Genomic DNA, 12251 nt, shown 5'->3' on the forward strand with positions numbered 1-12251 from the left:
CCGACGGGACCCGTTCAAGAGATTCAGGAGACCATGAGCACCACCGCTTCCGACCACCCGGACATCTCCGCCGAGCAGGAACACCTCGACGAGTTGCTGACGGTCGTCGACGAGGCGCGAGAGCGTCTCACCGACCGTATGCGCCGGGCGCAACGCCGCCGCGCCGACATCGACCAGCCGCAGACTTTGCTGGAGCGCGACCACGAGACTTACGAGGTCGCCGGGCGTCTGGACGAGTTCTCCGCCGCGGAGATCGGCCTGTTCTTCGGCCGTATCGATGTCGAGGACGATGAACCGGAGAACCCCGTCACTGACATCGACGGCGAGGCACCGCTCGACCGTCGCTACATCGGACGCATCGGCCTGCATACCGCCGACGACGAGATGCGCACTCTCCTGATGGACTGGCGCGCCCCGCTGGCCCGCCCCTTCTACCTGGCGACCACGCTGCACCCGGAGGGTGTGCACACCCGCCGGCACATCCGTACCCGAGGGCGCACGGTGACCGATGTCGCCGACGAGCGGCTCTCCGGCGGCGAAGGGCAGGAAGGACGCTCCGACGGCGAGCGCGACGGCTCCGTCGCCCAGGAGGGCGCGCTGCTCCACGCGGTCAACCGCGCGCGTGACCGCCACATGCACGACATTGTGGATACCATCGTCGCCGAGCAGGACCGCATCATCCGCGAAGAGCACCGCGGGGTGACGGTGGTGCAGGGCGGCCCGGGGACGGGCAAGACCGCGGTTGCCCTGCACCGTACGGCGTACCTGCTGTACACGTGGCGCGAGCAGCTGGCGAACACCGGCGTGCTGATCATCGGCCCGAACCGTCGGTTCCTGGACTACATCTCGCAGGTGCTGCCCAGCCTGGGTGAGACCGGCGTGGTGCTGGCCACGCCAGGCAGCCTGCTGCCCGGGATCGACGCCCGCCCGCTGAGCGCGGAGTCGCTGACGACCCAGGAGGTCAAGGGCTCCCCGGAAATGCTCGAGATCCTTGCCGCTGCGGTCCGGGACCACCAGACGGTGCCGGAAGAACCGGTCGACTTCCTCATCGACGGGGTGACGGTCTCGCTGACCCCGCAGATCGCCCGCCAGGCACGCGCCCGGGCGCGCAGGACGCACCGTCCGCATAACCTCGCCCGCGACCGGTTTAGTGATGTGGTGCTTGACCTCCTCCGCGACGCGATGGCCGACTCCATCGGCGCGGACCCGTTGGGTGGAGAGAATCTGCTTACCGCCGCGGACCGCGACCAGTTGCGTGAGGACCTCTCCGCCGAGCCCGCGGTCGCCGAAGCCATCGACGAGTTGTGGCCGGTACTCACTGCCGAGGAGGTCCTCGCCGGTCTCTACGGGTCGCGGGAGGCCGTGGACTCCGCTGCGTCCGACTACGACAACGTCACCCGGGACGCCTTGGTCCGCGAGGACGCCCCCGAGGACTGGACGGAGGCGGATGCCCCGCTGCTCGACGAGTTGGCGGAAATCCTTGGCATCGCTGGGGCCGAGGAGGCTGAAGCAGAGGAGCGACGCCGCTGGAAGTCGCAGGTCGACGAGGCCCAGGAGGCGCTCGATATCCTCAGCGGTTCGGCCTACCAGGACCTCGACGACGGTACGGACGCCGAGATCCTCATGGCCTACGACGTCATCGACGCCGAGCAGCTGGCCGAGCGTCAGCGCGTGCGTTCCTCGATGTCCACGGCCGAACGTGCCGCCGCCGACCGTACGTGGGCCTTCGGCCACGTGATCGTCGATGAGGCGCAGGAGCTGTCGGCCATGGCGTGGCGGATGATCTTCAGGCGCTCCCCGAACCGGTGGATGACCCTGGTCGGCGACCCGGCGCAGACGGGCAGCCCGGCGGGCGTGGAGGACTGGGCGGACGCCCTCTCCCCGTTCGTCAAGGACCGGTGGAGGCTGCACGAGCTGACCGTGAACTACCGCACGCCGGCGGACATCGCGGAGATCGCCACCGCGATCCAGTCGGAGATCTCCCCTGGCCAGGCGACCCCCGCATGCCTGCGGGAGACCGGTACCGGGATCCGGGAGTTCCCGCTGTCGGACGTGGCGACGGCCGTGGAACGTGCCGTCGAGGCCGCCGACGACGGTCTGGTGGGTGTCATCGCGGCACCGCAGCGCATCGCCGATCTGGAGGAGGCCTATGCCGCGGAGTCGGTGGTGGTCTCCGACGTCAACGGTGCCAAGGGCCTGGAGTTCGACGAGGTCGTACTCGTGGAGCCTGGGGAGATTGTTGACGCCTCACCCCAGGGACTCAACGACGTCTATGTCGCGGTCACCCGCTCCACCCAGGGGCTTACGCTGGTCCACGACCAGACCTTGCCCTGGTAGAACCCCCTACCGGCCGGTCCCCTCCCCCGGGTGGGGACCTACACGGTGTGAACGATCATCACATCGCAGTCGGACTGACGTGCCACGTCGGCGGGCACGGAGCCGAGCAGCCGTCCGGTCAGTGAATTGATCCCCCGGTTACCCACGATCAGCAGGTCGGCGGACTCGTCGGTGACGATGCCCATCAGGGCGTCCACCGGGGCGCCCTCCTTGATGGCGGTGGAGATCTTCGTCGCGCCGACCTCCTTGGCCGCCTCCACGGCGGCGGCGAGGTTGCTGTGGGCGGGATCGCCGCCGACGACGGTCTTCGAGTCCATACGGATCGCCTTCACCGCGGACTCGGCGTTCTTGTAGAAGGCGCATCCGATGACCAGGCGTGCGTCGAAGGCCGCAGCCAGCGCCGCCGCGCGTTTGACGGCCAGGACCGAGGACGACGATCCGTCGGTTCCGACGACGATGGTCTCGTAGTTGGTGCTATCGCTCACTGCCAGCCCTTTGCGATCGGTGATGGTTTCCACATGAAGCCTACCTCAGTCAGATGCCGGCTTCGATCATGCCGCGCAGTTCCTTTTTGAGGTCCGCGATCTCGTCGCGCAGCCGTCCGGCGAGCTCGAACTTCAGCTCCCTGGCGGCGTCCTGCATCTGCGAGGAGAGGTCGGCAATGAGCTTCTCGAGTTCAGGACGCGCCATGTTCGCGGTGTCCCCCGCGCCGACCGCGGCGTCACCGCCGGCGACGCTGACGTCGGCGCCGAAGCCGGTCGCCCCACTGCCAGCGCCGGCTTCGTCGCCACGGTTCTCGTAGACCTGGTCGAGGATGTCGGCGATCGCCTTACGCAGCGGCTGCGGGTCAATGCCGTGCTCCTCGTTGTAGGCGATCTGCTTGGCCCGACGCCGTTCGGTCTCGTCCATGGCGTATTGCATGGAGTCGGTGATCTTGTCGGCGTACATGATCACCTCGCCGGAGACGTTTCGTGCCGCACGTCCGATGGTCTGCACCAGGGAACGCTCCGAGCGGAGGAAGCCCTCCTTGTCCGCGTCGAGAATCGCCACCAGCGACACCTCCGGCAGGTCCAGTCCCTCGCGCAGCAGGTTGATGCCGACGAGGACGTCGTACTCGCCCAGTCGCAGCTGGCGTAGCAGCTCCACCCGCTTGAGCGTGTCGATGTCCGAGTGCATGTACCGCACCCGCACTCCGTGTTCCAGCAGGTAGTCCGTGAGGTCCTCGGCCATGCGCTTGGTCAGGGTCGTTACCAGCACCCGCTCCTGCTTTTCCACGCGCTGGCGGATCTGCTCGATGAGGTCGTCGATCTGCCCCTCGGTCGGGCGCACCTCGACCTTGGGGTCCACCAGGCCGGTGGGACGGATGACCTGCTCGACGAACTCGCCGCCGGCCGCGGCAATCTCGTAGTTGCCGGGGGTGGCCGACATGTAGATGCACTGGCCTTTACGGTCGTCGAACTCCTCCCAGGTCAGCGGCCGATTGTCGAGTGCGCTCGGCAGGCGGAAACCGAAGTCCACGAGGTTGCGCTTACGCGACATATCGCCCTCGAACATGCCGCCGATCTGCGGGACGGTGACGTGGGACTCGTCGATGATGGTGAGGTAGTCGTCCGGGAAGTAGTCGATCAGCGTGGCCGGGGCGGAGCCGGCCTCGCGCTGATCGACGTGCCGGGAGTAGTTCTCGATGCCGGAGCAGTAGCCGACCTGCTGGATCATCTCCAGGTCGTACTCGGTGCGCATGCGCAGCCGCTGGGCCTCGAGCAGTTTTCCGCGTCCCTCCAGGTCGGCGACGCGCTCCTCCAGTTCGGCGTGGATGTCCTCCATCGCCTTCTCCATGCGCTCGGGTCCGGCCACGTAGTGGGTCGCCGGGAAGATCCGGATCTCCTCGACCTCGCGGATCACGTCGCCGGTGAGCGGGTGGATATAGAACAGGCTGTCGATCTCGTCGCCGAAGAACTCGACGCGCACCGCGAGCTCCTCGTAGGCGGGGATGATGTCGACCACGTCGCCCTTCACCCGGAAGGCCCCGCGGGTGAAGGAGACGTCGTTGCGGTCGTACTGGATGTCCACGAGCAGACGCAGGAAGCGGTCGCGTTCGACCTCCTCCCCCGCCTTCAGCATCACGGAGCGGTCCAGGTAGGACTGCGGGGTGCCGAGACCGTAGATGCAGGACACCGAGGAGACCACGACCACGTCGCGGCGCGACAGCAGGTTGGACGTCGCGGAGTGCCGCAGGCGTTCCACGTCGTCGTTCACCGAGGAGTCCTTCTCGATGTAAGTGTCCGACTGCGCGATATAGGCCTCGGGTTGGTAGTAGTCGTAGTAACTGACGAAGTACTCGACGGCGTTATTCGGCAGCAGGCTGCGCAACTCATTGGCAAGCTGCGCGGCCAGCGTTTTATTCGGCGCCATGACCAGAGTCGGGCGCTGCTGCTGCTCGATGAGCCAGGCGGCGGTAGCAGACTTGCCGGTACCGGTGGCACCCATCAGGACGACGTCCCGCTCGCCCCGGTTGAGCCGCTCGTCGAGTTCCTTGATCGCCGCCGGCTGGTCACCGGCCGGCTTGTAGTCGCTGATGACCTCGAAGCGTGCATCGCTGCGCTCGACGTCGCCGACGGGACGGAACTCCGACTCGGAGAGGACGGGATGTTCTGCGGCGAAGGCCATGGGGTTACACCTTCTCCCAGAACGCGTCGACCTGGGCGATCAGCGACTCCACGTCGCCACCGTTGTCGAGGACGACGTCGGCGACAGCCAGTCGGGTGTCGCGGTCGACCTGGGCGGCGAGTCGACGACGCGCATCGTCCTCGTCCAGTCCCCTGGCAACGAGCCGGGTGATCCGAGTCTCGTCCGGGGCGTCCACGACGAGGACGGTGTCCACGGTCTCTGTCTCCCCGTTCTCGATGAGCAGGGGCATGTCGTAGACGACGACCTCGCGACCCTCGGCGGCGGCGGTCTCGAAGAGCTCCGTGGTGCGTGCCCGGATTCGCGGGTGGGTGATGGCGTTGAGCTTGTCCGTAGCCTCGCGTGTCGCGAACGCCTGGCGGGCGAGTTCGGCACGGTCGAGACCGCCGTCCTCGGTGATCACCCCATCGAAGGCGTCCGCCAATTCTGCGAGCGCCGGCTGGCCGGGCTCCACGATCTCGCGGGCGACCTTGTCCGCGTCCACGACGAACGCGCCCTTCTGCCGGAGCCGTTCGGCCACCGTTGTTTTGCCGGATCCGATGCCGCCTGTCAGGCCGATAATGCGCATGAGTCAAGGATAGCGCTGTCGGCCGGCGGTAGCAGTGAACACGTGGGCGAAGGTCAGGACCCCGGCAACGGCAGGGTGAGCGACCCGGTGAGCGACCCACTGCCCGAGGAGGTCAGTGCCGCACCGGCGGCCGTGAGGCACTGGTAGTTCGCGGCGTTGGTGTTGGCGAACAGGTAGCGCAACTCACCTGCGGTCTCGAGCGCCCCCTCGGCGTTCGCGGTGGCCCACTGGTCGGCGAGTTTCGCGAGCTTCGCGCCGAGATCAGCACAGAAAGCCTGGTCGCCGGTGCCCAGGTCGCGATTGAGGAGACTGCCGACCGAACCGTCCACCCCCTGGGGGTCCGGGAGGCCGGGGGACGTGTCGGCGTCCCCGGCGTCAGTGTCCTCTGCAGCGTCAGTGCCTTCCGTGGCCTCGGTGTCTTCCGTGGTCTCGGCGGTGTCCTCTGTGGCGGCGGTTGCCAAAGGCGCGCCCACGGCTAGCAGGAGCGCAGCCAGACCGGTGGCGACGAGACGAGCGGGCCGGCGTCGATTCTTCCGGAGCGATGTACGGGTCATGAGTGTGAACTATAGTCATCAACCGACACTCATTTCACAGTAGTGACGTTTCTTCACAGGAGCCCCATGTTCTCTTCTTCCCTCCAGCGCGTCTCGTCGCTGTCGCTCACGGCCGTCGTGACGGCGGCGACTGCGGCGGTCCTCGGTAGCGCGACGGCCGCCGCGGCACCGTGCGACACCTACTCCCCCAACCTCATTGACCGGGCGTCCGCCCTGCTCAGCTCGGGCCACGGGTCCACCGGTAGCTCAGGGAGCTCAGGCAGTTCGTCGACGTCCGGGTCGTTGACATCCTGGGCGAACGACACCCCCTGGGACCTGCCGAACCTCTCTGGTCCGACGGAGGGCATGTACATGGTCACCGGGCCGAACAGCCCGGACCAGACGCATGCGCTGGGCCTGGCGTCCACGGACCTCGGGTTCATGTGGGACGCCGGGGACGACCGCACCCTCGCCGCCTTCGGCGACAGTTTCGGCTGCGAGTCGGGGCTGAGCGGTTGGCACTCCAACGCGCTGTTCTCCTCCACGGACACCAACCCGTCCGACGGCTTCTACCTCGACGGCACCGCCAACGGTGAACGCTCCGGGGAGTTCCTCCCCTCGTCGTTGAAAGAGCCGGGCACCGAGCACACCAAGATCCCGACCTCCGGGATCGAGGTCGATGGGAAGCAGTACGTGGACTTCATGTCGGTGCGTTCCTGGGGCAACGCCGGGCAGTGGACCACGAACTACGCGCAGACGGTGGTCTCCGAGGACGACGGCAAGACCTTCAAGCCTGTCGAGAACTCCACCCGGGCCTCGACCAAGGCCGCGTCGGACCCCAGGATCACCGACATCACCGACGACCGCCCGGTCGTCGACGGCTTCCAGATGACCGCCCTGACGAAGCACAGCGAGAACAACACCGACTACGTCTACGCCTACGGCACCCCAAGCGGCCGGGACGGTTCGGCGAAACTCGCGCGCATCACCGAGGACGACTTCCCGAACTGGTCGAAGGCGCAGTACTGGGACGGAGACGACTGGTCCGATGAGCCCGACGCCGCGGCCACCGTCCTGGACGGGCGGGTCTCCGAGCTCTCCGTGCAGTACGACGAGCACCGCGGCACCTGGCTGGCGATGTACGAGTCGACCGAGGGCATCGTCCTGCGCGAGGCGACGTCCCCCACCGGGCCGTGGTCGTCGAAGAAGACCGTGGTGTCGCGCCTGCAGGTGCCGGACGCCTACGGCTCCTTCATGCTGCCGAAGCAGGACCCCGCGGATCCGTCCACGCTGTACTTCGTGATGACCACCTGGTCGGGCTACAACACCGCCATGATGCGCACCGACCTGGACCGCGTGCTGGGCTGATTGAACTGGGCTGGGCGCCCCCACGCAGAGAGCAACCCCGAAAGGTCGGTCGCACCGACCTTTCGGGGTTGCTCTCTGGATACCCTCTACCGAGGTGAGGGGCCGGGCTGATCTACCGCTCGATGATCGCGGTGATGCCCTGTCCGCCGGCGGCGCAGACGGACACCAGGGTGCGTCCGCCGCCGTTCTCCTCGAGGGTCTTCGCCGCGGTGGCGATGATGCGTCCACCGGTGGCTGCGAACGGGTGGCCCGCGGCCAGGGAGGAGCCCTTCACGTTCAGCTTCGCGCGGTCGATGGAGCCCAGCGGGGCGTCCAGGCCGAGACGGTCGCGGCAGTAGTCCTCGGACTCCCAGGCCTGCAGGGTCGCCAGGGTCTGGGAAGCGAAGGCCTCGTGGATCTCGTAGTAGTCGAAGTCCTGGAGGGTCAGGCCGTTACGCTCCAGCAGGCGCGGGACGGCGTAGGTCGGGGACATCAGCAGTCCGTCCGGGGTGAGGCCGTCGTGGCCGTGCAGGAAGTCCACCGAGGCGGTCTCGGAGTCCACCAGGTACGCCTTGACCGGGAGGTTGTGGGCCTCGGCCCACTCCTCGGAGGCCAGCAGGACGGCGGACGCGCCGTCGGTCAGCGGCGTGGAGTTCGCCGCGGTCATGGTCGCCTGGGTGCCGTGGGCGGCGGCGTCCTTCTTGCCGAAGACCGGCTTGAGCTTGGCGAGCTTCTCCACGGAGGAGTCGCCACGCAGGTTGGTGTCGCGCTGCACGCCGAGGAAGGGGGTCACCAGGTCGTCGAAGAAGCCGGCGTCGTAGGCGGCGGCGAGCTTCTGGTGGGACTCGACGGCCAGCTCGTCCTGGTCCTCGCGGGAGACGTTGAGCTCGCGGGCGGTGATCGCCGCGTGGTCACCCATGGACAGGCCGGTGCGCGGCTCGCCGTTCTGCGGCTGGTCCGGAGCGAACTGGGAGGGACGCACCGAGCCGAGCAGCTTGACGCGCTCGCCGGTGGTCTTGGCGGCGTTGACCTTGATCAGGGTCTTGCGCAGCTCGTCGTTGACGGCCAGCGGTGCGTCCGACGTGGTGTCGGTGCCGCCGGCGATGCCGGCGTCGATGCGTCCCAACGCGATGGCGTCCGCGACCTGGACGGCGGCGGCGAGACCCGTGCCGCAGGCCTGCTGGAGGTCGAAGGCGGGGGTCTGGGCGTCCAGGGCGGACCCCAGGACGACCTCACGGGTCAGGTTGAAATCGCGTGCGTGCTTGAGGACGGCACCGGCGACAACCATGCCCAGCTGCTCGTCCTGCAGCCCGTAGCGTGCGACGAGACCGTTGATGGCAGCGGTCAGCATGTCCTGGTTCGACGCATTGGCGAACTCCTTGTTGGAGCGCGCGAACGGGGTGCGGTTGCCGCCGAGGATGGCGACCTTACGAGGCGAAGTAGTCATCTGGATGTCTCTCCATCGGTTGTTGTCGTGTCGTCGTGTCGTGGTGTGTGCCAGACGTCCCCGGGTAGCTTACCGGGGGATCCGGGTCGGCCCCAGATCTTCATGTAACCCGCGTCACGGAATTCCGGGACATGGTTCCGGGTCACATACTAGGGTACAAATGTGAACATACATTGTTCGGGCGGCCGTAGGTACGCTTTCGAATAACAGATCCACTACCAAGGAGTTACGAACGTTGTCTTCCTCCAATAAGGGCCTGCTCGACCAGGTCGTCAATTCCGGGCTCGCTGGAAAGCTCGGCGTCCCCCAGGGTGAGCCGCTGCGCCGCTACAAGAAGGGCGAGCCCGCCCTCGACGGCCCCGTCGTCCTCGGTGGCGAAGGCCGCCTCACCGCGGGGATCAAGCCGCTGCTCGCCAACGACTACCAGTTCGTGGACGCCGGGACGGACGCCAAGCGCGCCGCCCTGGTCTTCGACGCGACCGGTATCACCAAGCCGGAGGAGCTCCACCAGCTCTTCGACTTCTTCAACCCGCAGATGCGCAAGCTGCTCCCCTGCGCCCGCCTCGTGGTCATCGGCACCACCCCCGAACTGGTGAAGGACCGCGACGAGCACATCGTGCAGCGTTCCCTCGAGGGCTTCACCCGCTCGGTCGCCAAGGAACTGCGCCGCGGCGCCACCGCCCAGCTGGTCTACACCGCACCGGAGGCGACCTCCGACCTGAGCGGTCTGGAGTCCACCCTGCGCTTCCTGCTGTCCGGCAAGTCCGCCTTCGTCGACGGCCAGGTCATCCGCGTCACCGCGGACGCCTCCACCGCCCCGGAGTCCTGGGACGCCCCGCTGGCCGGCAAGATTGCCGTCGTCACCGGTGCCGCCCGCGGCATCGGCGCCGACATCGCCAAGGTGCTCGGCCGTGACGGCGCCAAGGTTATCTGCGTCGACATCCCCGCCGCCGGCGAGGGTCTGGCGGAGACCGCCAACGAGGTCAAGGGCTCCTCCCTGCCCCTGGACGTCACCGCCGCGGACGCCGCCGAGCGGATCAAGACCCACGCCGAGGAGCGCCACGGCGGCAAGGTCGACATCATCGTCCACAACGCCGGCGTGACCCGCGACAAGCTGCTCGCCAACATGGACGAGGGCCGCTGGAACATGGTGCAGAACATCAACCTCGTCGCCCCCGTGCGCATCACCGAGGGCCTGCTGGCCAACGGTGGCTTCGCCGACGGCGGCCGTGTGGTCGGCGTGTCCTCGATGGCCGGTATCTCCGGCAACCGTGGTCAGACGAACTACGCGACCACCAAGGCCGGCGTCGTCGGCCTGGTCGACTCCTTCTCTGAGGAGCTCGCCGACAAGGGCATCACGGTCAACGCCGTCGCCCCGGGCTTCATCGAGACCGCCATGACCGACGCGATGCCCTTCGGCACCCGCGAGGTCGGACGCCGCCTCAACTCCCTCGCCCAGGGTGGCCACACCGTGGACGTCGCGGAGACCATCGCCTACTTCGCCGGCAACGCCTCGAACGCTGTCACGGGCAACACCGTGCGCGTCTGCGGCCAGAACCTGCTCGGCGCCTAGAAAGGACCCCCACGTGACTGTCACCTACAAGGAACTCCCCGCCATCCCCGACCTGATGGCCGAGTACAAGGGTGCCGCGAAGAACATGGTTCCCGTCGTCGGCGCCAAGCGGTCAGCCACGAAGGACCCGTCGACCGGTTTCGAGGTCAAGGGCGTGACGATCGACATCGCCCACCTCGCCGACTACAACGCGGCGGTGGGTCTGCGCCTCGGCAACGAGCTTCCGTACACCTACCCCTACGTGATCTCTTTCGCACTGGTGATGAAGGTGATGTCCACTGACGACTTCCCCTTCAACGCGGTGGGTGGTGTGCACCTGACCAACGTCATCGAGCAGACCCGCCCGCTGACCGTCGACGACGTGCTGCACATCCGCACCCACGCGGAGAACCTGCGCAAGCACCGCAAGGGCCTGCTGATCGATATGGTCACCGAGGTCTTCGTCGAGGGTGAAGATGATTCCGCACCTGTGTGGCGTCAGACCTCCGGGTTCCTGGCCAAGGGCGCGAAGTTGTCGTCCTCGGCGGACGCCGCGGTCGCCGCGCGTGACGAGGACACCGGCTCGCTCTTCGAGCGTCCCGAGGTCCCGTCCGACCCGACGCCGATGGCCACGTGGCCGGTCGGACCGACGGACATCAAGCAGTACGCGGACGCCTCGGGCGACAAGAACCCGATCCACGTGTCCACGCTCGGCGCCAAGGCCTTCGGCTTCCCGGCGACGATCGCTCACGGCATGTGGTCCGCGGCGAAGATCCTGTCCGGACTCGAGGGCCACCTTCCGTCCGCAGGACGCTACGCGGTGGAGTTCGCCAAGCCCGTGGTCCTGCCGACCACGGTCGCGTTCTTCACCGAGCAGACCGAGGACGGCTGGAAGCTGCAGCTGCGCAAGGCCTCCAAGTTGGAGACCCTGCACGCGATCGCCGAGGTCTCCTCGCTCTGACGCTGTGACGCTGTGACGCTGTAGCCGGTCACGGCCGTCCCCGAACCCCGCACACCCCTGGTGTGCGGGGTTTTTGCGGTGCGGTTCCCCCACACTCGGGGGCACTCGTTGGCCCCGACGGTATACTCCTAGGGGGTATAGGTAATCCACCGACTGGAAGTGAGACGACGATGTCGAAACGACTGACCGCCCTGACCGCTGCAACACTGATTGGAACCGCAATGTCATTGACCGCCTGCTCCCCCTCCGCCGAGGACAGCCAGCAGAGCTCCACTGACACCAGCACCACCAGCTCCGCCGCCGGCCACGGCGACCACGACGGCATGGACATGGACTCTGACATGGAGATGGACCACCCGGCCGACGGCGGCCCCGCCCCCGAGGGCATCGCCGAAGCGTCCGACCCGGAGTTCCCGGTGGGCACCGAGGTCGTCCTGACCACCGACCATATGGCGGGCATGGAGGGTGCCACGGCAACCGTCGTCGGCGCCTTCGACACCTACACCTACTCGGTGTCCTACACCCCCACCACCGGCGGAGAGCCGGTCGAGGACCACAAGTGGGTCGTCCAGGAGGAGCTCGCCGACGCCGGTTCCGAGCGTCTGGAGGACGGCGCGACGGTCACCCTCGAAGCCGACCACATGACGGGTATGAAGGGTGCCACGGCCACGATCGACAGCTCCACCGACGAGACGGTGTACATGGTCGACTACGAGTCCGACGGCATGACGATGACCAACCACAAGTGGGTCACCGAGAGTGAGATGCGCGCGGCGAACTGATCCGTGCGTCACACCACGAGGAGGGCAGCACCATGAACG

General features: G+C 67.5%; 10 protein-coding genes. 5 read left to right on the plus strand and 5 right to left on the minus strand.

Annotation, left to right across the window (positions count from 1 at the left end; genetic code table 11):
- Nucleotides 1-33 precede the first annotated feature (33 nt).
- A complete protein-coding gene (locus ACT3SZ_RS13425; protein ID WP_444619405.1) occupies nucleotides 34-2337 on the plus strand; it encodes a HelD family protein in 2304 nt (767 codons plus the stop codon).
- Between the two features lie 38 nt (nucleotides 2338-2375).
- Here the strand turns inward: ACT3SZ_RS13425 and ACT3SZ_RS13430 are convergent, their stop codons facing one another.
- The 4 genes from ACT3SZ_RS13430 to ACT3SZ_RS13445 are packed head-to-tail and all read right to left on the minus strand — an operon-like array spanning nucleotide 2376 to nucleotide 6144.
- Nucleotides 2376-2822, minus strand: a complete 447-nt coding sequence (locus tag ACT3SZ_RS13430; protein WP_444619406.1) for a universal stress protein — start codon at nucleotides 2820-2822, stop codon at nucleotides 2376-2378.
- Nucleotides 2823-2871: 49 nt separating this feature from the next.
- Nucleotides 2872-5004, minus strand: a complete 2133-nt coding sequence (gene uvrB / locus ACT3SZ_RS13435; RefSeq protein WP_444619408.1) for an excinuclease ABC subunit UvrB — start codon at nucleotides 5002-5004, stop codon at nucleotides 2872-2874.
- Between the two features lie 4 nt (nucleotides 5005-5008).
- Nucleotides 5009-5590: a dephospho-CoA kinase gene (gene coaE / locus ACT3SZ_RS13440; RefSeq protein WP_444619410.1), complete on the minus strand. Its 582-nt coding sequence runs from the start codon at nucleotides 5588-5590 to the stop codon at nucleotides 5009-5011.
- Between the two features lie 53 nt (nucleotides 5591-5643).
- Entirely contained in the window at nucleotides 5644-6144 is a 501-nt protein-coding gene (locus ACT3SZ_RS13445; RefSeq protein ID WP_444619412.1) for a hypothetical protein, read from the minus strand.
- 66 nt (nucleotides 6145-6210) lie between these two features.
- Here ACT3SZ_RS13445 and ACT3SZ_RS13450 point away from each other — a divergent pair, with 66 nt between their 5' ends.
- Complete coding sequence (locus tag ACT3SZ_RS13450; RefSeq protein WP_444619413.1) at nucleotides 6211-7491, plus strand: DUF4185 domain-containing protein; 1281 nt, start codon at nucleotides 6211-6213, stop codon at nucleotides 7489-7491.
- A gap of 112 nt (nucleotides 7492-7603) precedes the next feature.
- On the opposite strand, the gene ACT3SZ_RS13455 is transcribed toward ACT3SZ_RS13450, so the two are convergent.
- Nucleotides 7604-8971, minus strand: coding sequence for an acetyl-CoA C-acetyltransferase (locus ACT3SZ_RS13455; RefSeq protein ID WP_444619576.1), 1368 nt, complete (start codon nucleotides 8969-8971; stop codon nucleotides 7604-7606).
- Between the two features lie 181 nt (nucleotides 8972-9152).
- Here ACT3SZ_RS13455 and ACT3SZ_RS13460 point away from each other — a divergent pair, with 181 nt between their 5' ends.
- The 3 genes from ACT3SZ_RS13460 to ACT3SZ_RS13470 all read left to right on the plus strand — a co-directional run bounded on the left by ACT3SZ_RS13460 (nucleotide 9153) and on the right by ACT3SZ_RS13470 (nucleotide 12212).
- Nucleotides 9153-10490 carry a 3-oxoacyl-ACP reductase gene (locus tag ACT3SZ_RS13460; RefSeq protein WP_444619415.1) on the plus strand — a complete coding sequence of 446 codons (1338 nt, stop codon included), beginning with the start codon at nucleotides 9153-9155 and terminating at the stop codon, nucleotides 10488-10490.
- A 13-nt stretch (nucleotides 10491-10503) separates the two neighbouring features.
- Nucleotides 10504-11430, plus strand: coding sequence for a MaoC family dehydratase (locus tag ACT3SZ_RS13465; protein WP_444619417.1), 927 nt, complete (start codon nucleotides 10504-10506; stop codon nucleotides 11428-11430).
- 170 nt (nucleotides 11431-11600) lie between these two features.
- Nucleotides 11601-12212, plus strand: coding sequence for a YdhK family protein (locus tag ACT3SZ_RS13470; protein WP_444619419.1), 612 nt, complete (start codon nucleotides 11601-11603; stop codon nucleotides 12210-12212).
- The last annotated feature ends 39 nt before the right edge of the window (nucleotides 12213-12251 follow it).

The organism is Corynebacterium sp. AOP40-9SA-29 (assembly GCF_052377405.1).
In the GTDB taxonomy this organism is placed as follows: domain Bacteria; phylum Actinomycetota; class Actinomycetes; order Mycobacteriales; family Mycobacteriaceae; genus Corynebacterium.